This is a genomic window from Bradyrhizobium sp. 172, from assembly GCF_023101065.1.
Classification (GTDB): domain Bacteria; phylum Pseudomonadota; class Alphaproteobacteria; order Rhizobiales; family Xanthobacteraceae; genus Bradyrhizobium; species Bradyrhizobium canariense_D.
On record NZ_CP064701.1, the window covers coordinates 433,202 to 453,086 of the forward strand.

Genomic DNA, 19,885 nt, shown 5'->3' on the forward strand with positions numbered 1-19,885 from the left:
TTCCCGTCAGGATCTGTTCTTCAAGACTTGTTCTTGCGCTCGCGCAGCTCGCCGAACACCGCGGTGGCATCCGCGCCCTTCATGTGCAGCCTGGCTGCGATCGAGGGTTCGTCGGCGCGCAGGAACACGTTTGTCCGCTTCTCGTCACCAAGCAGCGCGGGAATGGTCGGCTTGTTCTCGGCCCGCAGCCTCGCCACCTCCGCCGCGCGCGACTGCAGCGCCGCATTGTCGGGGTCGACGGTCAGCGCGAACTTGACGTTGGAGGCCGTGTATTCATGGCCGCAATAGAGCTTGAAGTCGTCGGGCAGGGCACGCAGCTTCAGAAGCGAATCCCACATCATCGGATAGGTGCCCTCGAACACGCGGCCGCAGCCGATCGAGAACAGCGTGTCGGCGGCGAACAGCGCTTTGTCGGTGTCGAACACATAGGAGATGTGGTCGAGCGTGTGGCCGGGCGTCTCCAGTACGCGCCCCAGCAAGCTGCCGACCCTGACGATTTCGGCATTGGCGACGCGCAGGTCGACGTCTGCGATCTCCGTCGTCTTGTCATGCGGCGCGACGACGCGGCAATTGTATTTCTGCTTGAGTTCGGCGACCCCGCCGACATGATCGCCATGATGATGGGTGATCAGAATGTCGGTGAGCTGCCACCCCTCGCGCTCGAGCGCCCTCACGATGGGGCCGGCCTCCGGCGCGTCGATCGACGCCGTCGCCTTGGTTTCCACATCGTGGATGAGGTAACCGAAATTGTCGTTTAAACAGGTGAAAGTACGAATTTCGGCGGCCATGTCATCTCCGATCGCGCTCAGCTCCGTCAGACAAATATGGCGTTAACGTTGCGCAGGCAATGCAATATTCCGCGCGCGGGGGCCGCCTCGTGCATGTTACATTGCGATCATGACCATTGATGTCGTCGACCTCCGCGAGTTCTACTCCCGTCGCCTCGGGATTGTGGCGCGGCAAATGATCAATCGCGGCATTCGGGAGCGCTGGCCGCGCGTCGATGGCCAGCGGGTGCTCGGCTTCGGCTATCCCACGCCCTATCTCGGGTTGTTCCGCGAGGACGCGGAGCGCTGCATCGCCTTCATGCCCTCGGCCCAGGGCGTCCTGAAATGGCCCACCGGACGGCCGGCGCTTGCCTCGCTGGTGGACGAGTTCTCGCTGCCGCTTCCCGACGCCGCGGTCGATCGCATCCTGCTGGTCCACGCACTGGAAATGTCGGACGATCCGGCCGCGCTGCTGCGCGAGGCATGGCGCGTGCTGTCGCCGTCCGGTCGCGTGATTGCGGTCATCCCGAACCGGCGCGGGGTGTGGACCCGCACCGACAGCACGCCGTTCGGTCACGGCCGGCCCTATTCGCGTTCGCAGATCACGGACCTGTTGCGCCAGACCTGGTTCACCCCGACCGCCTGGGGCGAGGCGCTGTTCATGCCGCCCTATGCCGGGGGCTGGGTGCTGAAATCCGCACAGATGTGGGAGCGGGCCGGCGCGGCGCTGTCGCTGCCCTTCGCCGGCGTGCACATCGTCGAGGCGACCAAGCAGGTCTACCGCGCGATCCCCGCCAAGCGCGAGCGGGCGCGGCTCATTCCATCACTGGCGAAGCCGGTGCTGGTACCATCCTCGACGACGGCGACGCGCGGCTAAAAACAAATCGTCCCGGACATGCCGGGACGATTCGGGTCAGGACATCTGGCGCAAGATGTCCGGCGAAAGGCTTACTCGCCGGGAGCCACTTCGTCGCTTGAGGCGGCCGGAGCGGCTTCGCGCTCGGGGCGCGGGCCATTCGGGCGGCGGCGCCGCCGCGGAAAGCGCTCGCCACCACCACCTTCGAAGCCGGCCTGGCCGGGCGCGCCACCGCTCACCTGCGGCTGCGGGCCGGTGATGAAGGAAGGCAAACGATCGACGCTGACGGCGTCGGCGACGACGGGCTGAGGCTGGTTCAGCGGTAGCGGTTGCGGCTGGGGCTGATATTGCGGCTGCGGACGATGGTCGCGTTCGCGATGCTCGCGCGGCTGCTGGTTGTCGCGCTGATAAGCATGGTTGTCGCGGGGCTGATGATCACGCGGCTGATGATCGCGCGGGCCGTCGCGGTCGCGGGTGAAGGGCGGCGGTGGCGGCTGTGGGACAAAACCCGGTTCCTGGCCGAAATTCGAGAAATTCTCGCCGTCGTCCTCGCCGTCGTCACCGCTGTTGTTGCTGATGGGCTCGTCGCCGCGCGGTTGCTGGTTCTGCCGGAACTGTTCCTGAGCCGTCGCGATCAGACGAAAATAATGCTCGGCATGCTGGTAGTAGTTCTCGGCCGCAACGGGGTCTCCGGAGGAGCGCGCGTCGCGCGCGAGCTGGAGATACTTTTCAGCAATATGCGAAGCCGTGCCGCGGATCTTGATGTCAGGTCCGTTGGACTCGTAGACCCGGGTCATCGGGTTCTGGCCGCGCCGGTTATTATTGTTGTTATTGTTATTATTATTGTTGCGGTTGCGCATCCGCTGCTTGTTCTGACCGTTTCTCATGTCCTGCCTTTAATTCCAGCCCTAAAGGTTGCACGCATTACTGATTGCCGAGAGTGACCTGATGACAGCGGTTCACATCGCTTGCGCGCAACCGCACGCAAGAGCGGATTGATCCCTGCCGATGTTCGTCGACCGTCGCGTTCAACAAAAGACGCGTTCCCCACCGCCAGCATCCATCGCCAGCGAACCCATTCATATCGCCTGCCGAAACAAGCCCTGCTTTGTTGCGTAAGTCTTCAAGCGCAATATCAGGCTTTCGTTCACGTTGCGGTCGGTAAGCAGCGCAGCTCAAATGGCCATCGCGCTCAACAGGACCTGCGGCTTGGAACCATTATCAGTAAGCTCTCGCCCGAGAGCCCGGCTTTCGCCCGTAGGTCTACGGGGCCGGCACCGATGTGTTGATAGGAAGGTAGTCGTTCCCAAGGGATATTCCAAGAGGTTTTTTGCAGCCCAATCCGGCTTTTATGGGGGCATTTTCCGGGCCGAAACCGCCCGTGGGATGCCCGCCAGATCGGCCTTGGGCGGCCTGTCCACGACCAACGCGGCAGCCGTCATCAAGGTTTCAATATTGCGGGCCTGGCCCTGTCCGGCCTCGACGATCAGTGCTCCGCCGGGAGCGAGACGTTCAGTCGCCTGCGGGATCAGGGCGCGATAGGCGTCGTAACCGTCATTGCCGCCGTCGAGCGCCAGGTGCGGATCGTGCTCGCGCACCTCGATGCTCAATTTCGGAATTTCGGCCGACGGGATATAGGGCGGATTCGACACGACGAGGTCGAACGGGCCGCGGAGCGCCGCTGCGTAGGAGCAGCCGACGAAGCTGGCGCGGTCGGCGAGGCCAAGAGCCGCGGCGTTGTCTCTGGCGGTCTTGAGCGCGGTCAGACTGAGATCGGTGCCGACGCCGACGGCGCCGGGAATTTCGTGCAGCAGCGCGAGCAGGATGGCGCCGGATCCGGTGCCGATATCGGCGATGCACGGGCGCCGTCCCGAATTCGTAAGCCCATGAAAGATCTCGAGCGCCAGTTCGACCACGGCCTCGGTATCCGGCCGCGGGACCAGCGTCGCCTCGGATAGCTGGAACGGCAGGCCCCAGAATTCCCGAGCGCCGAGAATGCGGGCGACGGGCTCATGCGCGAGCCGGCGCTGCGCATACGCTTCCAGCCGCGCAGCCTCTTCAGGCGCGAGTTGTCGGCCCGCCTGCGTCACCATCCCGGTCAGATCAAGCCTCAGCGCAGCTCCGACGAGCAGGCGCGCATCGAGGGCGGGCTGCTCGATGCCGGCCGATTGCAGCCGTGCCGCAAGCACGCGCCGCGCACTCTCGATGCTGTGTCCTGGATCGAAATCTGTCGCCAATGGAACCATCCTGCCTAGCATCGTGGATAGATCGGCTGGCTTGCTTGCGTCAATGAAAAGGAGCGCGTCAGATCGCGCCTCGCAACCAAGGAGGGTCCATGACGCCCTACGACGATCAGAACGTCTTCGCAAAGATCCTGCGTGGCGAGATCCCCTGTTTCGAGGTTTTCAGGGACGACCGTAGCCTCGCCTTCCTCGACATCATGCCGCGTTCGCCCGGGCACACGCTGGTCGTTCCCCGGGCGCCGGCACGCGGCATCCTCGACATCGCGGATGACGACCTCGCCGCGGTCGCCCGAACCGCCAAGCGGATCGCGATTGCCGCGATGAAGGCGTTCGACGCCGAGGGCATCATCCTTCAGCAGTTCAGCGAGCCGGCCAGCGGCCAGGTGGTCTTTCACCTGCACATGCACGTCATGCCGGTCAGGGCCGGAATCGAGCTGCTGCCGGCGCAGACGCGCAAGGAGGACACGGCGGTGCTCGCCGCTCACGCCAGGCGAATGATCGCCGCTCTCTAGACGCCGAGATAGCGCTGGAGCAGCTCCGGCTGGGCCTTGAGCTCCCGCGCCGGCCCTTCGTGCACGATATGTCCGTTGTTGATGATGTAGATCCGTGTCGCCAGCGCCAGCGTCGCCGCCAGGTTCTGCTCGACCAGCACGATGGTCTGGCCGGCGGCGGCGAGCTCGCGGCAGGCCTTGACCAGATCGTGGACGATGACGGGCGCGAGTCCCTCGAACGGCTCGTCCAGCAGCACGATCTTGGGATCACGCACGAGCGCCCGTGCGATCGCGAGCATCTGCTGTTCGCCCCCGGATAGCTCGGTGCCGCGGTTGTTGCGCCGCTGCTTCAGCCGCGGAAACATCTCGTAGATGCGATCGAGCGGCCAGCGTTTCGGCGCGGTGATGCCGGCGAGGACGATGTTTTCCTCCACCGACAGGCTGCCGAAAATGCGGCGTTCCTCGTGCACGAGCTGCATGCCGGCCTGCGCGATTCTGTGGCTCTTGCGCCCGGCGATATCGATGCCGTCGAATTTCACGCTGCCGCTACGCGGCGTCACGACGCCCATAAGGCTCTTCAGCGTGGTGCTCTTGCCGGCGCCGTTGCGTCCGAGCAGCGCCACCACCTCGTGACGCTCGACATGCATGGCGACGTCGAACAGGATGTGGGAGTCCCCGTAATAGCTGTTCAGGCCGTTGACCTCGATCAGGCTCATGCCGCGATCTCTCCGTGCACGCCACCGAGATAGGCTTCCTGGACGGCGGCGTTGGCCTTGATTTCCTCCGGCGTGCCGGAGACCAGCACCCGGCCTTCCTGGAGCACGGTGACGCGCTCGACCAACTCGAACAGCGAATCCATGTCGTGGTCGATGATGATCATGGTACGGCCGCGCGCGATCGACTTGAGCAGCTTGACGGTCTCGAGACGCTCTCGCGGGCTCATGCCGGCGAGCGGCTCGTCAAGCAGCAACAGGCGCGGCGACGTGGCGAGCGCAAGCCCGATTTCCAGCCTGCGCTTCTCGCCATAGGCGAGCTCGGACACGGGCGTGTCGGCACGACGGGTCAGGTTCACCAAAGCGAGCGTGTGCGCCACCTGCTCCGTCAGGCCCTTGACGCCGCCGAGCGTGCGGAACAGGTCGAGCCGGAATTTTCCGCGCAGTTCGGCAAGGGCTGCGATCGTCAGGTTCTCCCGCACCGTCAACCCGGTGAAGAGCTGGTTGACCTGGTAGCTTTTGGTCAGTCCGAGCTGGCAAACCTCGGTGACCTTCAATCCCGTGATGTCGCGGCCCTCGAACACGATCTGGCCGGAGCTCGGCGCGATCTCGCAGGTCAGCATCTTGAAAAAGGTTGATTTGCCGGCGCCGTTGGGGCCGATGATCCCGCGCAGCTCGCCCCGATTGACGCTGAAATCGATGTCGCTGTTGGCAACGAGGCCGCCATAGCGCTTGGTCAGGCCGGTGGCTTTCAGGATCGGCCCGGAATAGGCGGGGTGCTCGACCTCCTTGGCCTGCATCGGCGCCGGTGGAGGTTGCAGCCTGGCCTCGGTGTCAGCGGCGTCCTGCTCCATCTCCGCATCCGTCTGCTTTCGCTTTCCCGAGACGAGGCGGTAGAGATCGGCAAGGCCGCCGATGATGCCGCCGCGCAGGAAGCAGACCAGCAGCACGAACACGACACCCAGCACCAACTTCCAGGCTGCGCCGAGGCCCAGTGCGGACTGCAGGAAGTCCTGAAGGAACAGCCAAACGGTTGCGCCGACCAGCGGTCCGAACAGCGTGCCCCTGCCGCCGATGGCCGTCTGCATCACGAGCTGGCCCGAGGTGTCGAAGGTGAAGGCGTCGGGCGGCATGAAGGCCTGGAGCACGCCGAGCAGTCCGCCGGCGAAGCCCGCGTAAGCGGCTGCGATCACGAAGGCGGTCAGCTTGTAGCCATGGATGTTGTGGCCGACGGCCGTGGCGCGCAGCGGATTGTCGCGGATCGCACTCAGAACCGCGCCGACCGGCGAGCGCACGATCCTGAGGGCGATGACAACGCCGACGAAATAGCACAGCGCGATGAACTGATAGAGCGACCAGCCATTGGTGAAGTGGATGGAGATGAAGCCGAGATTGAAGCTCGGCGTCGGCACGCCGGGCAGGCCGTTTTCGCCGCCGGTGAAATCGGAAAGTGGATTGAATTCGACGAAGAAGAACACTTCCGCGATTGCCACGGTGATCATCGCGAAATAGATGCCGGTGCGGCGCAATGCGATCAGGCCGATCAGGTAGCCGGTCGCTGCGGCCGCGATCATGCCGATGATCAGCGCGCCCAGCACGTTGCCGAAGCCCGCGCGGGTCAGCAGGTAGGCGGCGACGAAGCCGCCGGTGCCGTAGAAGGCGGACTGGCCGAACGAGAGCAGGCCGGTGAAGCCGAACAGGATGTCGAAGCCGAGCCCGAACAGGCCCCAGACCAGGATCCTGTTCACGGTGTTCGGCGCGAACCCGAGATGAGGCAGCACGAAGGGGGCTGCGATCAAGCCGATCGCAGTCAGGGCTTCGATCAGGAAGGGGCGTTGCTTGAGCATCAGGTGATCGCTTACTCGCGGCCCTGGACGCCGAGCAGGCCATGCGGTCGTACCACGAGTACGAGCGTCATCGCCGCAAACAGCATCACATAGGCATAGCCGGGGTTGAACATGGAGGTGACGCTGATGATCTCGCCGGCGATCAGGCCGCCGAGAATTGCGCCGGGGAACGAACCGACGCCGCCGATCACCACCACCACGAAAGTCTGGACCAGGATGTCGTCACCGATGCCCGGTGTCAGCGACACCACCGGCGCGTTGACGATGCCGGCAAAGCCGGCGGCCATTGCGCCGATGCCGAAGACCACCATGAAGACGCGATAGACATTGATGCCAAGCGAATCCACCATCACCGAATCCTCGATGCCGGCGCGCACAATCATGCCCAACCGGGTCCGGTAGAGCACGATGAACAATGCGCCGAGGGCGATCGCGACGATGCCGACGACGGCGAGGCGGTAGGTCGGATAGAACATGAAGCCGAGATTGGTGATGCCCTGGAATAGCGCCGGCGGCGGCACCAGCTGCGACTGGCTCGAGAAGATCAGGCGCACGAGCTCGACGAAACAGATGCCGAGCCCGAAGGTCACGAGCAGCTGATCCTCGTGCGGACGATGATAGAAATGACGGATGATGCCGCGTTCCATGAGAACGCCGAGCAGCATCACGAACAGGGAGCCCGCGATCACGGCAAGGGTGAACGACTCCGTGTACTGATAGGCGACGAAGCCGGCATAGCCGCCGATCATGAACATCGCGCCGTGTGCGAGGTTGAGCACGCCGAGCGTGCCGTAGATGATGGTCAGGCCGGAGCTGATCAGCGCGAGCAGGGCGCCGAGCGCGAGCCCGTTGAAAAGCTGTGAAACGAGGTTGGGCCAACTTATCATGCGACAATCGCTGTTGTGGCGCGCGATGTTGCGCGTCAGAAAAAGGCGACGCCGCGGGACCGGAGTGCAGTCCGCGGCGTCACAGGGGTTGGCGAGGTCTCAGCTGTAGTCGCCGAGATGGCAGCCGAAGGCGTCGGGCTTCTGCATCAGGCCTTCACCCGGGACGATCTCGACGACGTCGTACCAGTCTTCCTTGTTCTTCATGTCCTTCTGCTGCTTGCCCTTGACGATGATCACCGGGCGGACGCATTGGTGATCCTCCGGGCGGTAATGGACGTCGCCGACCAGGGAGGGGATCGTCTCGCCCTTCTCGTAGGTCTTGATCACGTCAGGCGGACTGAAGCTGCCGGCCTGCTCGCACATGTGCGCCCAATGCGCGAAGCTGACATAGGCGTTCTCGGCGCCCCATTCGGGCTTGTAGCCGTACTTCTTCTCGAACGCTTCGTTGAACATTTTCGCCAGCGGGAACTTGTCCTCGATGGTCCACCAATAGTCGGTGGCGGCGTAGACGCCCTGCATCAGGCCCCCGGTCTCGCGCGCGATGAAAGGCACCTGGTACGGCACGACCAGCTTCATCTTGTCGAGCACGCCAAACTGCTTGGCCTGTTGTGTCGACAGTACCGCGTCGTGGCCCCAATTGACGTTGATCAGCACGTCGGCGCCGGAGTTGGCGACGTTCAGCAGGTATGAGGAATAGTCGGGGGCGCCGAGCGGGGCGACCTGGTTGGTCACGGTGGTCCAGCCGGCGGTCGCCAGGAAGTCCTGCATCGATTTGGTAACGGTGTGGCCGTAGGTGTAGTCGGGCGTCAGATACGCCGCCTTCTTGCCCTTGCCGAACTCACGTACCATCACCGGGCCGATCGCTGCGGCCGCAGTCTGGCCGTAGAAGTTCTGGCGAAAGCCGTAGCGGACGCAATCCTTGCCGGTGGTGTCGTTCGAGCCGGAAATGCCGCATACGAAAATCACATGTTCGCGCTGGGCGAGCTTGTTCAGCGCCACCGCAACGGCGCTCGACGTGCCGCCGGTGATCATGATCGCCTTGTTCTCGCTGATGAAGCGCTGCTGCGCCTGCACTGCCTCGTTCGGCTTGGCCGCGGAATCGGCGACGCCGAACTTCAGCTCCTTGCCGAGCACGCCCTTGCTGGTCTTGGGCGAGATCTTCTTGATCAGCTCGTGGCCTTCATTGATGTGCTCGATCGCGAGCTGGTAGCCCTTGAGCTCGTCTTCACCCTGCACGGCATAGGTGCCGGTGCGCGGCACCGAGATGCCGATGAAGGCGGTGGAGCCCGAGACCCCTGCGGGGTAGGAGCCGATCGCCGGCTTGTCCTCGGCAAACGCCGGCATCCCCGGCAGAACCGCGCCACCGATGAGGCCCGCGGTGGTCTGAAGCAGGCCACGGCGCGAAAGGCCGCGGCGGATGAGATTGTCAGTCATGATCGTTTCCTCCTAACGTCGTTCTTGTTTGCAGGCAAAGCACGACCTGTCCGACGGCAGCCGGCCTCGAAGGCCTGTCCGCGCCGGGCACGTCACATCCGCGTGTAGCTCTTGGGCGCAAGCATTGCTTGTGAACGCCTTCTGTCAATTTCGTCTTTGGTCGAACGCCGAAAATTATCTCGTGAAAACATATCGCATCACGATATATATTAGCCTTTGTGAGTACGAGGCTGGCGGGTTCGACGAGAGAAATGGCGCGGCAGACGACAGTGGCGGGTACCCGAAAGCGACGGTCGTGGCCGCAAGGTGCGGAGCGGCAGGAGGCGGCGTGGCCGGAAGAGGTGAGCGGGCAGCGGGCGACACCGCAGTCCGGCGATGCCTCGCGCATGCCCGATCCGCGCAACTGGCCGGCCGGCCGGCGCGGGCCCGCCGTCGGCCCCGTTCAGGCGAAGCGCGCGCCCGGTCCGATGCAGAAGCTGAGCGTGCGCGCCCGGAACGTCCTCAAGGAACTCGCGGTCGAGCTCACTGCCGAGCAACCGCCGAAGGGGAATTGGTCGCCCTCGCGCGAATTGCTGCTTGCGCTGACGGCCGAACGCCTCGCGACCGCGCGCAATTGCGGTCCTCACACGATGAGGGAAATCATCGACTGGGCGCAGGGCTGTGGCGTGACGATCAAGCCGGTGATCCCGCCCGGCGGCTCGCTGTCGCAGATGTGGGCCGAGTTGATTAGCAATGCATCCGCGGGTGCCTTGACCAGCGCCGAGATTGCCGGCGCGCTGCAGCGCTCGATCCGGCGAAAGAGCGTCCGTATCCCGATCGCGTTCCAGGTCATCCTGGTGAAGATCCTGCTGTCCAGCTTCGAATAGGTGGCGATATTTGTGTGTCCGGGGCGCCGGTCGGTTGGTTCGGCTTGGCCTTCCTTGCTAGTCTCGGTGAGGCCGCCCGTTGCACCGGCTGGCTCGACGTCGCAGGCAGGGAATGGCCCCATCGAAGCGGAAGACGACACGCCCGGCGCGTGCTGTGCCCACAAAGGGTGGCGCGATGCGCGAGGCCGACTACGGGGCGCTTGCGCAGTTTCGCTATCAGCTCCGAACCTTCCTGGCCTTCAGCGAAGCCGCGGCCCAGAGCGCCGGCTTGACGCCGCAGCAGCACCAGGCGCTGCTGGCGATCAAAGGATTGGCCGCCCCTGACGGCGCCAGCGTCGGCGACATCGCGCGCTTCCTGCTGATCCGGCACCACACCGCGGTGGAGCTGGTGGATCGCATGGCGAAACTGAAGCTGATTGGCCGGGAAGCCGACCCGGATGATGCGCGGCGCGTCCTGGTCAAGCTGACAGCGAAGGGCGAGCGGAAGCTGCGATCCCTCTCGCGCATCCATCTGGACGAGCTCAGCGCCGCCGCGCCCGGTTTGGGCAAGATCCTGCGAGCGTTTCGAGCCAAGAGACGCTGAGGACACGCTGAAGAAAGCGCGAAGCCGCGAGCTCTACGCCGCCGCGCCCTGAGCGGCGAGCTGCGCGGCCTGGTGCTCGGTGGTCAGTGCGTCGGTCAGTTCGCCCAGCGCTTCGCCCGCCATCACCTGCGGCAGCTTATAGAGCGTCAAATTGATGCGGTGATCGGTGACGCGTCCTTGCGGGAAATTATAAGTGCGGATGCGCTCGCTGCGGTCGCCGGAGCCGACCTTCTCCTTGCGCTCGGCCGAGCGCGCCGCGTCGAGGCGTTGCTGCTCGGCGTCGTAGATGCGCGAGCGCAGGATGTTCATGGCGGAAGCGCGATTCTTGTGCTGCGAGCGGCTATCCTGCATCATCACCACGATGCCGGTCGGGATGTGGGTGATGCGGATCGCTGATTCGGTCTTGTTGACGTGCTGGCCGCCGGCGCCTCCGGCGCGCATCGTCTCGATACGCAAATCATCGTTCCGGATCTCGACGTCGACCTCCTCCACCTCGGGCATCACGGCGACGGTGGCGGCAGATGTGTGGATGCGCCCCTGCGTCTCGGTGTCCGGCACGCGCTGCACCCGGTGCACGCCGGACTCGAACTTCAGCTTCGAGAACGCGCCGCGGCCCTGCACCTCGGCGATGATTTCCTTGTAGCCGCCGACGCTGCCTTCGCTGGCCGAGATCACCTCGACCTTCCAGCCCTGCAGGGCCGCGAAGCGCTCGTACATCCGGAACAGGTCGCCGGCAAACAGCGAAGCCTCGTCGCCGCCGGTGCCGGCGCGGATTTCCAGCACCACGTTGCGATCGTCCATGGCGTCCTTCGGCAGCAGCGCGACGCGGATCTTCTGGACCAACTCCTCGATCTTCGGCGTCAGCTCGCCGCGCTCGGCTTCCGCCATGGCGCGCATCTCGGCATCGGTCGCGGGATCGGCGATCAGCGCCTCGGTGTCGGCGAGCTCCTTGAGGGCCGAACGATAGGTCTTGACCGCTTCGATCAATGGCGTGAGCTCGGCGAGCTCACGCGTGATCTGCACATAGCGTTCGGAGGCGAGCTGACCGAGCGATTCGGCCTCGAGTGAGGCGTGATGCGCGAGCAGGACGTCCAGTTTGGCTTCGGGGAGTGACGACATCGGTTCGGTCTCAAATGCGGAAAAGGGCGAGGCGGCAGGAGGGGGCGACAGGCCCGCTACAAGGCCAGGCCTTCGGCCTCGGCAAATTCCGTCAGCTTCTGCCGGATCGAGACGCTGCCGGCGGGCGCGTCCAGCAACGGCCCGAGCATCGCCTCGGCCTTCTTGGCGTCGAGATCGAGCACCATGGCCTTGACCGGGCCGAGCGCGGTGGCCGAGAGCGACAGCGAGCGATAGCCCATCCCGATCAGCGCCAGCGCGCCGATCGGTTTCGACGCCATCTCGCCGCAGAGCGACAGCGATTTGTTCGCGGCTTGCGTCTTGCGTGCGATGTCGCGAAGCGCGCGCAGGATCGGCGCCGACATGGTGTCGAAGCGCTCCGAGACTTTCGCGTTGCCGCGGTCGACCGCGAACAGGAACTGGAACAGATCGTTGGAGCCGACCGAGATGAAGTCGACCTTCTTCAGGAGCTCGTCGAGCTGATAAAGCAGCGCCGGCACCTCGACCATGGTGCCGATGTCGATCCGCTCCGGCAGCGTGTGGCCGTGCTGGCGCAGATAGGTCAGTTCGCGTTCGACCAGCGCCTTCGCAGAATCGAATTCACCCACCTCCGAGATCATCGGGAACATGATGCGCAGCGCGCGGCCGCCGCCGGCGCGCAGCAGTGCGCGGATCTGGCCGCGCAACAGGCCGGGACGATCGAGCCCGAGCCGGATCGCGCGCCATCCGAGCGCGGGGTTCTCCTCGATTACCGCCTCCATATAAGGCAGCGCCTTGTCGCCGCCGATGTCGAGGGTGCGGAAGGTGACGGGCTTGGTGCCGGCGGCATCCAGCACGGTGCGATAGAGCGCGAGCTGGTCGCTGGTGCGCGGCAGGCTCTGGCCGACCATGAATTGCAGCTCGGTGCGGAACAGGCCGATGCCGGCGCTGCCGGTGTCTTCGATGTGCGGCAAGTCGATCGCGAGACCCGCATTGATCATCAGCTCGACCTTCTGGCCGTCCTTGGTGACGCAGGGCCGGTCGCGCAGCGCCAGATACTGCGCCTGGCGGCGGGCCCGGAAGCGCACGCGCTCGGCGAAGGCCGCTTCGACCTCCTGCGATGGGCGCACATAGATCATGCCGGAGGTGCCGTCGACGATGACGGCGTCGCCGGGATCGGCGATACCAGGCGCGTTCGGGACTTCGCCGACCGCGGGAATGCCGAGCGCGCGCGCCACGATCGAGACGTGGGAATTGGCGGTGCCTTCCTCCAATATGATGCCGCGCAGGCGCTTGCGGTCATAGTCGAGCAGCGCCGCCGGGCCCATCGCGCGCGCGATGACGATGGCGTTGTCGGGCAATTGTTCGCGTGACGGCGCGTGATCCTGGCCGACCAGCTGTCGCATCAGGCGATAGCCGAGATCCTCGAGATCATGCAGCCGGTCGCGCAAATAGGGATCTGTCGAGCGCAGCATGCGCGCGCGGGTGTCGGATTGCACACGCTCGACGGCGGCTTCCGCCGTGAGGCCGGTGGCGACCGCCTCGTGCAGCTTGTGCGACCAGCCCTGGTCGTTGGCGAACATGCGGTAGGCTTCCAGCACCTCGCGATGCTCGCCGCCCTCGGCGACGTCGCCGCGCTCCAGCATGCGGTCGAGATCGGCGCGCAGCTTGGCGAGCGCGGTGTCGAGCCGCTTGATCTCCTTTGGCAGGTCCTCGGCGATGTAGTCCTTGATAACCACGCGCGGCTCGTGCAGCACGACATGGCCGAGTGCGATGCCTTCCGACAGGATGGCGCCGACCTTCTGCGCCGAATGGCGCGCCGCGGGCTCATGGCCTGGCTGGGCCAGCGCAGACAGCTCGCCGGAGGCGATCAGCTCCGCCAGCACCATCGCGGTGGTCTGAAGCGCCTCGAGCTCCTCCTCGACATAGTTGCGCTTGGCGCGATTCTGCACCACCAGCACGCCGAGCGTGTTGCCGGCGCGCAGGATCGGCACGCCGAGGAAGGAGTGGTAAATCTCTTCGCCGGTCTCCGGGCGGAACGAGAAGGCCGGATGGCTTTGCGCATCGCTTAGGTTGAGAGGCGTTGCCTCGCTCGCGACCAGGCCGACCAGGCCCTCATGGGCGCTGAGCACGGTGTGGTGCACCGCCTCGCGGTTGAGGCCTTCGGTGGCATAGAGCTCGAGCGTGTTGTCGACGCGCAGCACATAGACCGAGCACACCTCGGCCACCATGTTGGCGGCGATCAGCACCACGATCTTGTCCAGCCGCTCCTGGGCCGAGACCTGCTCCGCCATGGTTTCGCGGAGCCGTCTCAACAAGACGCGGGGACCTCCCGACGCGCTCCGCATGAACCGTCAATCTCCTCCGTCTGCCGGGGCCGAAAGGACCCGCGGCGGCTCGCCCAGAAATCCAGAAAAACAACAAATTTGCTCGTCCGGCGCCAGCCCCGGCGGTTGCCTGGGCCGAATCAGCACCGCCTCAACTGGGGCACAGTTTCTGGCAGCCCACCCAGTTCGCCGTATAGCGAATTGGGGCTTGTTTTGCCAAGCAAAACGCCTGCCAAACGCGAAAGTGTGGACACCTTCGCGTTTGCTGCGACCGCTAAGAGAAAATTAGCCTAAGCCTGATCGAGACCGTAGAGCGTGTGCAGGGTGCGCACCGCAAGCTCGGTATAGGCGGTGTCGATTAGAACCGAGAATTTGATCTCGGAGGTTGTAATGGCCCGGATGTTGATATTCCGTCCTGCGAGGGCCGAGAACGCCTGGGCGGCAACGCCGGCATGGCTGCGCATGCCGCTGCCGATCACCGAGATCTTGGCGACATCGGTAGCCGTGTCGAGCCGGGCATAATTGATCTGGCTCTTGGCCGCGGTAATCGTCTCCTTGGCCCTGGTGTAGTCGGCGGCCGGGACCGTGAAGGTGAGGTCGGTGGTCTTCCCGTCCTCGGAGACGTTCTGCACGATCATGTCGACGTTGATGTTGGCATTGGCGAGCGGGCCGAAGATCGACGCCGCCACGCCGGGCTTGTCCTCGATCTGGCGTACCGAGATCTGGGCCTCGTCCTTCGAAAAGGCGATGCCGGTGACGATGTGGCTTTCCATGATCTCCTCCTCGCTGCAGATCAGCGTGCCGGGCGGCTGGTTGGCATGCGGGTCGATATCCTCGGGCTTGTCGAAGCTCGAGCGGACGAAAATTGGCATGTTGTGGACCATGCCGAGTTCCACCGAGCGGACCTGGAGCACCTTGGCGCCCTGGGAGGCCAGCTCCAGCATGTCTTCAAATGCGATCTTGTCGAGCCGGCGCGCCTTCGGCACGATTCGCGGATCGGTGGTGTAGACACCGTCGACGTCGGTGTAGATGTCGCAGCGGTCCGCCTTCACGGCGGCGGCGATCGCCACGGCCGAGGTATCGGAGCCGCCGCGGCCGAGCGTGGTGATGCGGTTGGTCTCGGGGTTGATGCCCTGGAAGCCGGCGATCACGGCGACTTCCTTGCGCTCCCTGAAGCGCTTGATGATCTCGCTGCCGTCGATGCCCTCGATCCGGGCCGAAGCATGGGCGTCGCTGGTCGTGATCGGGATCTGCCAGCCCTGCCAGGAGCGGGCCTGGATACCCATGCCCTGAAGCACGATGGCAAGCAGGCCGGACGTCACCTGTTCGCCCGAGGCGACCACGGCGTCGTATTCGCGCGCGTCGTGCATCGGCGAGGCCTCGGTGCACCAGGCCACCAGCTCGTTGGTTTTACCGGACATCGCCGAGACGACCACGGCCACTTCATGGCCGGCGTCGACCTCACGCTTCACATGGCGTGCGACGTTGCGGATACGTTCGATGTTGGCGACGGACGTGCCGCCGAATTTCATCACGAGGCGGCTCATGACGACGCGTGCATTCCTTCATAAGGATCAGTATGGTGGCCCGCACTGGACGGGCCTCGCGGACACCGACCGCGCGTATACATAGCGGCGGGGCCGGGGGCAAGCGGGTTCCTGCGGGGCAGGGTGCGGGGTAGTGGGTTAACCGAGATCATGGCGCGCTATATCGACGAGATCCTGCAGCCTGGCGAGAAGGTGCTGTATTCGACCAATGCGCACTGGATCTTCTATTTTCCGGCGATCCTGGCCTGGATCGTGGCGCTGGTCCTGTTCGTCCTGTCCCGGCAAACCACCGTCGAGGGGCTCGTCATGCTCTGTCTGGTTGCGGCCGGCCTGGTCGCTCTGGCGGCGCTGTACTGGACTGTGAAGGGCTGGTTCCATCGCTTTACCACCGAGACCGACGTGACCAATTTGCGGGTCGTGCACAAGACCGGCTTCATCAAGCGCCGCACCTTCGAGATGGCGCTGGACAAGGTCGAGAGCGTCGATGTCGATCAGACCATTCTTGGACGAATTCTCAACTACGGCGACGTGACGATTCGCGGCGTCGGCGAGGGGATCGAGACGATCAAGACCATCGCCTCGCCGCTCGCCTTCCGTAGTTCGATCACCACGCGGTAGGACCGCGCGTAACCATGAGCATGCAGCAAGATACTTCCGTAACCGCAAGCACCTCGCCGGGCTCGACCGTCGATGCCGCCGAGATCGCGAAATTCTCAAAGCTCTCGGTCGAGTGGTGGGATCCCAACGGCAAGATGGCACCGCTGCACCGGATCAACCCGCTGCGGCTCGGGTATATCCGCGATGCCGCCTGCCGCAAGTTCGAGCGCAACGCGCGCAGCCTCAACTGCCTCGGCGGTCTGCGCGTGCTCGACATCGGCTGTGGCGCCGGCCTGCTCTGCGAGCCGTTGTCGCGCCTGGGTGCGCAGGTCATCGGCGTCGATCCGTCGGTCAGCAACATCGCGGCCGCCAAGCTGCATGCCGACAAGGCGCACCTCGCGATCGACTATCGCTGCACCACGGTTGAGGAGATCGACCCGCGCGAGCGCTTCGACATCGTTCTGGCGATGGAGGTGGTCGAGCACGTCGTCGACGTCGGCGTTTTCCTGAAGCGCTGCGCCGCGATGCTGAAGCCGAACGGCCTGATGGTGGTCTCGACGCTGAACAGGAACTGGAAGAGCTTTGCGCTTGCCATCGTCGGCGCTGAATATGTCCTGCGCTGGCTGCCGCGCGGCACCCACGAGTGGAACAAGTTCGTCACCCCCGACGAGCTGACGAAATACCTGCTCGACAACCGCCTGGTCATCACCGAGCAGACCGGCGTCGTCTACAGCCCCTTCGCCGACAAATGGACCCTCTCGTCAGACATGGACGTGAACTACATGGTGGTGGCGGAAGGCATGGTGTGAGGCGTTGCCGCTTCCAAACATTCGGCGTCGTCCTGGCGAAAGCCAGGGTTTAGTTAGGCGAAAACTGATAATTACGAGTCTTCGCCAAACCACTCCCTGGGGTAATGGGTCCTGGATCTGCGCTTCGCTTGTCCAGGACGACACCGAATTCGTCAGGCAAGCATCGCACCCATGACATCCGCGTGATTGACCTGCTTGAGCGCGAGCGGCACGTTGACTCAACGTCCTCTCGCTCCCAGCGCAGTCCCACCCATGTTGACCATCGCCAGCCTCTGGATTCCCTTCACCGTCATTGCCGCGCTCGGCCAGGTCGCGCGCAATGCGATGCAGCGGTCGCTGACGAAGCCGCTGGGGACCTGGGGCGCAACCAATATCCGCTTCCTGTTCGGCTTTCCGTTCTCGCTGCTTTTCCTGGCGGTGGTGCTGGTCGCCACCGGCGATCATCTCGATATGCCGCCCGGTGTGTTCTGGCCGTGGCTCCTGCTCGGCGCGCTCAGCCAGATCGTCGCGACCGGCCTGATGCTGCTCGCCATGAACGACCGCTCCTTCGTGGTGACGACGGCCTATTTGAAAACCGAGGCGATCCAGACCGCCATCTTCGGCTTCGTCTTCCTCGGCGATCATCTGACATGGCTGAAGGTGCTTGCGATCGTGATCGCGACAATCGGCGTCGTCATCACCGCGCTGCGGCCCGGCGGCGAGAAGAGCTTTGCCGAATTGAAGCCGACCATCACCGGCCTCGTCGCGGCCGCGGCCTTCGCGCTCTCTGCGGTCGGCTTCCGCGGCGCCATCATCAACGTGCCTGATGTCTCGTTCGTGACTGCGGCATCGTTCACGCTGGTGCTCGGCCTGTTCGTGCAGACGCTGATCCTGACGGTCTATCTGCTCTGGCGGGCGCCAAAAGTGCTTCAGTCGATCCTGAGGCTTTGGAAGCCATCGCTGCTCGCCGGCTTCATGGGCGCCTTCGCCTCGCAGTTCTGGTTCCTGGCGTTCGCGCTGACGGCCGCCGCCAATGTCCGCACCCTCGCTTTGATCGAGGTGCTGTTCGCGCAAGGCGTGGCGTACTATTCGTTCAAGCAGCCGATCGCGCCGCGCGAGATTATTGGCATCGTGCTGATCGTGGTCGGCGTGGCGGTGTTGGTGGGAGTCTAATTCCGATCTTCCGGCAGCGTCGGCAGCGGCGACACCTCGATGCCTTCGTCGATCAGCGACTTGGCCTCGTCGGGCGAGGCCTCGCCATAGATCGGACGGTGCTCCTTGTCGCCGTAATGCATCGCGCGGGCTTCGGTGGCGAATCGCTCGCCGACATTGTCGGCGTTCTTCACGATGTGATCGCGCAGCTCTTTGAGCTTGGCGCGCAGCTCGCGCTCCTGCGCCATCAGCAGCGAGGTCGGTGCGGATTGCGCAGCTTCGGGCGCGGTCATCGTGGCGGTGGGCTCAGGCGGGGGCGTGGCGCGTCCGCGGCCCTTCTTGCCGACGATGCGCGGCGCCATGATCGCCTTGTCGACCTTGGCCGAGCCGCAAATCGGACAGGTCACGAGCTTGCGCTTCACCTGCTGGTCGTACGCGGCCGAGCTCTGGAACCAACTCTCGAAGTCGTGGCTCCGGTCGCAGCGGAGCGCGTAGCGGATCATGCCGATCCCCGCACCAGGTGCAGATGATCCGGCCCCGCCTTGGGGTCGGCGACGCCGAAGCGGCGGCCGTGCTGGAGTGAGGGTATCGCGCGGCGCGCGGTCTCGACCTTGGCCGGATCGATTTTTGCCATGATGATGCCGGGCTCGACATCGCCTTCGGCGAGGATCTCGCCCCAGGGATCGATGATCAGCGAATGGCCATAAGTCTCGCGCTTGTTCTCGTGCAGGCCTGCCTGTGCCGCGGCGAAGATGAAGCAACCGGTCTCGATCGCGCGCGCACGCAACAGCACGTGCCAATGCGCCTCGCCGGTCTTGCGGGTAAAGGCCGAGGGCACCGTGATGAAGTACGCGCCGCTTTCGGCCAGCGCGCGGTAGAGCGCGGGGAAGCGCACGTCATAACAGATCGTCAGGCCGACGCGGCCCCAGGGCAGGTCGGAGATCACGGCCGTCTCGCCCGGCTGGTAATTGGCGGATTCGCGATAGCTCTCGCCGTCAGGCAGCTCGATATCGAACATGTGGATCTTGTCGTAGCTCGCGAGCACATTGCCCTCGGGCCCGATCAGGAACGAGCGGTTGACCGCTTTCTCGTCCGAAAAGCGCAGCGCCAGCGAGCCGACATGGATGTGGATCTTCAGTTCCGCCGCGAGCGCCCGGTACGCCCTCAGCGAGCTGTCGTCGTCTTGGCTCTGGAGGTGCTCGAACAGGGCCTTGCGGTTGAGCTGCATCATGTTGCTGACTTCGGGCGTCTGCACGTAGTCGGCGCCATTGGCTACAGCCTGGCGGATCAGCCTGGTGGCCTGCGCGAGGCTGGGCTCGGGCATCAGGCCGGTGCGCATCTGCACCATAGCCGCCGTGAAGGTCCTGTTGTCGCTCATGACTCCGCCTTGACGCTTTCGAGCATGCCGTCGAGCTTGCCTTCGCGATCGAGCGCGTAGAGCTCGTCGCAGCCCCCGACATGGGCTCCGCCGATCCAGATCTGAGGGAAGGTCGAGCCCTCGCCGGCGCGATCGTACATCTCCTGGCGCCAGGACGGGTTCTTGGCGATATCGAACTCCGTGAACGTCGCCTTCTTGCGGGTCAGCAGCGACTTGGCGGCGGAACAATACCCGCAGCCCGGCCTCGTGTAGATCTCGACAGCAGCGGTCATCTTGTCTGGCGCTCTCATGTCATGAATTCATTGAATTATATG

At 64.6% G+C, this 19,885-nt stretch carries 20 protein-coding genes; 7 read left to right on the forward strand and 13 right to left on the reverse strand.

The genetic code is table 11. From position 1 onward, the window contains the following. Positions 1–20 precede the first annotated feature (20 nt). On the reverse strand, positions 21–788 hold the full coding sequence (gene gloB / locus IVB07_RS01960) for a hydroxyacylglutathione hydrolase (protein ID WP_018452884.1): 768 nt from the start codon (positions 786–788) through the stop codon (positions 21–23). Positions 789–897: 109 nt separating this feature from the next. Here gloB and IVB07_RS01965 point away from each other — a divergent pair, with 109 nt between their 5' ends. Next, on the forward strand, positions 898–1,644 hold the full coding sequence (locus IVB07_RS01965) for a methyltransferase domain-containing protein (RefSeq protein WP_007599158.1): 747 nt from the start codon (positions 898–900) through the stop codon (positions 1,642–1,644). Positions 1,645–1,715: 71 nt separating this feature from the next. Here the strand turns inward: IVB07_RS01965 and IVB07_RS01970 are convergent, their stop codons facing one another. Both IVB07_RS01970 and prmC read right to left on the reverse strand, forming a co-directional pair. Further along, on the reverse strand, positions 1,716–2,510 hold the full coding sequence (locus IVB07_RS01970) for a DUF4167 domain-containing protein (RefSeq protein ID WP_018452885.1): 795 nt from the start codon (positions 2,508–2,510) through the stop codon (positions 1,716–1,718). Between the two features lie 462 nt (positions 2,511–2,972). After that, positions 2,973–3,869 (reverse strand): peptide chain release factor N(5)-glutamine methyltransferase, encoded by an 897-nt coding sequence (prmC, locus tag IVB07_RS01975; protein WP_018452886.1) that lies wholly within the window; start codon positions 3,867–3,869, stop codon positions 2,973–2,975. Positions 3,870–3,958: 89 nt separating this feature from the next. Between prmC and IVB07_RS01980 the strand changes: the two genes are divergently transcribed. Beyond that, complete coding sequence (locus tag IVB07_RS01980) at positions 3,959–4,378, forward strand: HIT family protein (RefSeq protein ID WP_018452887.1); 420 nt, start codon at positions 3,959–3,961, stop codon at positions 4,376–4,378. On the opposite strand, the gene IVB07_RS01985 is transcribed toward IVB07_RS01980, so the two are convergent. From IVB07_RS01985 to IVB07_RS02000, 4 genes are all read right to left on the reverse strand, one after another. Next, on the reverse strand, positions 4,375–5,073 hold the full coding sequence (locus IVB07_RS01985; RefSeq protein WP_018452888.1) for an ABC transporter ATP-binding protein: 699 nt from the start codon (positions 5,071–5,073) through the stop codon (positions 4,375–4,377). The genes IVB07_RS01980 and IVB07_RS01985 overlap by 4 nt on opposite strands. Beyond that, positions 5,070–6,917, reverse strand: coding sequence for a branched-chain amino acid ABC transporter ATP-binding protein/permease (locus IVB07_RS01990; RefSeq protein ID WP_018452889.1), 1,848 nt, complete (start codon positions 6,915–6,917; stop codon positions 5,070–5,072). The genes IVB07_RS01985 and IVB07_RS01990 overlap by 4 nt, the downstream gene beginning before the upstream one ends. An 11-nt stretch (positions 6,918–6,928) precedes the next feature. Then, positions 6,929–7,804: a branched-chain amino acid ABC transporter permease gene (locus IVB07_RS01995; RefSeq protein ID WP_018452890.1), complete on the reverse strand. Its 876-nt coding sequence runs from the start codon at positions 7,802–7,804 to the stop codon at positions 6,929–6,931. A gap of 99 nt (positions 7,805–7,903) precedes the next feature. Then, positions 7,904–9,238: a substrate-binding protein gene (locus IVB07_RS02000; RefSeq protein ID WP_018452891.1), complete on the reverse strand. Its 1,335-nt coding sequence runs from the start codon at positions 9,236–9,238 to the stop codon at positions 7,904–7,906. A gap of 269 nt (positions 9,239–9,507) precedes the next feature. Between IVB07_RS02000 and IVB07_RS02005 the strand changes: the two genes are divergently transcribed. Next, entirely contained in the window at positions 9,508–10,104 is a 597-nt protein-coding gene (locus IVB07_RS02005; protein ID WP_247360796.1) for a hypothetical protein, read from the forward strand. A 175-nt stretch (positions 10,105–10,279) separates the two neighbouring features. Then, positions 10,280–10,687: a helix-turn-helix domain-containing protein gene (locus tag IVB07_RS02010; protein ID WP_345946345.1), complete on the forward strand. Its 408-nt coding sequence runs from the start codon at positions 10,280–10,282 to the stop codon at positions 10,685–10,687. Between the two features lie 33 nt (positions 10,688–10,720). Here IVB07_RS02010 and prfA read toward each other — a convergent pair whose 3' ends face one another. The 3 genes from prfA to IVB07_RS02025 form a co-directional block, all read right to left on the reverse strand. Then, on the reverse strand, positions 10,721–11,806 hold the full coding sequence (gene prfA, locus IVB07_RS02015) for a peptide chain release factor 1 (protein ID WP_085348398.1): 1,086 nt from the start codon (positions 11,804–11,806) through the stop codon (positions 10,721–10,723). Between the two features lie 56 nt (positions 11,807–11,862). After that, the gene (gene ptsP / locus IVB07_RS02020) at positions 11,863–14,130 is read right to left on the reverse strand and encodes a phosphoenolpyruvate--protein phosphotransferase (RefSeq protein WP_026232414.1); all 2,268 of its coding nucleotides are present in this window, start codon (positions 14,128–14,130) and stop codon (positions 11,863–11,865) included. 269 nt (positions 14,131–14,399) lie between these two features. Beyond that, on the reverse strand, positions 14,400–15,656 hold the full coding sequence (locus tag IVB07_RS02025; RefSeq protein ID WP_085348397.1) for an aspartate kinase: 1,257 nt from the start codon (positions 15,654–15,656) through the stop codon (positions 14,400–14,402). A 150-nt stretch (positions 15,657–15,806) separates the two neighbouring features. On the opposite strand from IVB07_RS02025, the gene IVB07_RS02030 reads away from it, so the two are divergent. The 3 genes from IVB07_RS02030 (at position 15,807) to IVB07_RS02040 (ending at position 18,214) form a co-directional block, all read left to right on the forward strand. After that, positions 15,807–16,274 carry a PH domain-containing protein gene (locus IVB07_RS02030; protein ID WP_018452897.1) on the forward strand — a complete coding sequence of 156 codons (468 nt, stop codon included), beginning with the start codon at positions 15,807–15,809 and terminating at the stop codon, positions 16,272–16,274. 14 nt (positions 16,275–16,288) lie between these two features. After that, complete coding sequence (gene ubiG, locus IVB07_RS02035; RefSeq protein ID WP_018452898.1) at positions 16,289–17,062, forward strand: bifunctional 2-polyprenyl-6-hydroxyphenol methylase/3-demethylubiquinol 3-O-methyltransferase UbiG; 774 nt, start codon at positions 16,289–16,291, stop codon at positions 17,060–17,062. Positions 17,063–17,314: 252 nt separating this feature from the next. Continuing rightward, complete coding sequence (locus IVB07_RS02040) at positions 17,315–18,214, forward strand: EamA family transporter (protein WP_018452899.1); 900 nt, start codon at positions 17,315–17,317, stop codon at positions 18,212–18,214. Here IVB07_RS02040 and IVB07_RS02045 read toward each other — a convergent pair. From IVB07_RS02045 to grxC, 3 genes are read right to left on the reverse strand one after another with little or no spacing between them, the layout of a single operon-like run. Next, entirely contained in the window at positions 18,211–18,696 is a 486-nt protein-coding gene (locus IVB07_RS02045; RefSeq protein WP_018452900.1) for a DUF1178 family protein, read from the reverse strand. The two genes, IVB07_RS02040 and IVB07_RS02045, sit on opposite strands and share 4 nt — an antisense overlap. Continuing rightward, positions 18,693–19,571 carry a carbon-nitrogen hydrolase family protein gene (locus IVB07_RS02050; protein ID WP_018452901.1) on the reverse strand — a complete coding sequence of 293 codons (879 nt, stop codon included), beginning with the start codon at positions 19,569–19,571 and terminating at the stop codon, positions 18,693–18,695. Before IVB07_RS02050 ends, IVB07_RS02045 begins: the two co-directional genes overlap by 4 nt. Then, positions 19,568–19,843 (reverse strand): glutaredoxin 3, encoded by a 276-nt coding sequence (gene grxC, locus IVB07_RS02055; RefSeq protein ID WP_018452902.1) that lies wholly within the window; start codon positions 19,841–19,843, stop codon positions 19,568–19,570. The genes IVB07_RS02050 and grxC overlap by 4 nt, the downstream gene beginning before the upstream one ends. Positions 19,844–19,885: the final 42 nt, after the last annotated feature.

Bases quoted from the DNA above. Each gene is read 5' to 3' on its own strand.
- IVB07_RS02045 (WP_018452900.1), bottom strand. From the start codon at position 18,696: ATGATCCGCTACGCGCTCCGCTGCGACCGGAGCCACGACTTCGAGAGT.
- ptsP (WP_026232414.1), bottom strand. From the start codon at position 14,130: ATGCGGAGCGCGTCGGGAGGTCCCCGCGTCTTGTTGAGACGGCTCCGC.
- prfA (WP_085348398.1), bottom strand. From the start codon at position 11,806: ATGTCGTCACTCCCCGAAGCCAAACTGGACGTCCTGCTCGCGCATCAC.
- IVB07_RS02025 (WP_085348397.1), bottom strand. From the start codon at position 15,656: ATGAGCCGCCTCGTGATGAAATTCGGCGGCACGTCCGTCGCCAACATC.
- ubiG (WP_018452898.1), top strand. From the start codon at position 16,289: ATGAGCATGCAGCAAGATACTTCCGTAACCGCAAGCACCTCGCCGGGC.
- gloB (WP_018452884.1), bottom strand. From the start codon at position 788: ATGGCCGCCGAAATTCGTACTTTCACCTGTTTAAACGACAATTTCGGT.
- IVB07_RS01980 (WP_018452887.1), top strand. From the start codon at position 3,959: ATGACGCCCTACGACGATCAGAACGTCTTCGCAAAGATCCTGCGTGGC.
- IVB07_RS01990 (WP_018452889.1), bottom strand. From the start codon at position 6,917: ATGCTCAAGCAACGCCCCTTCCTGATCGAAGCCCTGACTGCGATCGGC.
- IVB07_RS02000 (WP_018452891.1), bottom strand. From the start codon at position 9,238: ATGACTGACAATCTCATCCGCCGCGGCCTTTCGCGCCGTGGCCTGCTT.
- IVB07_RS02040 (WP_018452899.1), top strand. From the start codon at position 17,315: ATGTTGACCATCGCCAGCCTCTGGATTCCCTTCACCGTCATTGCCGCG.
- grxC (WP_018452902.1), bottom strand. From the start codon at position 19,843: ATGACCGCTGCTGTCGAGATCTACACGAGGCCGGGCTGCGGGTATTGT.
- IVB07_RS02050 (WP_018452901.1), bottom strand. From the start codon at position 19,571: ATGAGCGACAACAGGACCTTCACGGCGGCTATGGTGCAGATGCGCACC.
- prmC (WP_018452886.1), bottom strand. From the start codon at position 3,869: ATGGTTCCATTGGCGACAGATTTCGATCCAGGACACAGCATCGAGAGT.
- IVB07_RS01970 (WP_018452885.1), bottom strand. From the start codon at position 2,510: ATGAGAAACGGTCAGAACAAGCAGCGGATGCGCAACCGCAACAATAAT.
- IVB07_RS02010 (WP_345946345.1), top strand. From the start codon at position 10,280: ATGCGCGAGGCCGACTACGGGGCGCTTGCGCAGTTTCGCTATCAGCTC.
- IVB07_RS01965 (WP_007599158.1), top strand. From the start codon at position 898: ATGACCATTGATGTCGTCGACCTCCGCGAGTTCTACTCCCGTCGCCTC.
- IVB07_RS01995 (WP_018452890.1), bottom strand. From the start codon at position 7,804: ATGATAAGTTGGCCCAACCTCGTTTCACAGCTTTTCAACGGGCTCGCG.
- IVB07_RS01985 (WP_018452888.1), bottom strand. From the start codon at position 5,073: ATGAGCCTGATCGAGGTCAACGGCCTGAACAGCTATTACGGGGACTCC.
- IVB07_RS02030 (WP_018452897.1), top strand. From the start codon at position 15,807: ATGGCGCGCTATATCGACGAGATCCTGCAGCCTGGCGAGAAGGTGCTG.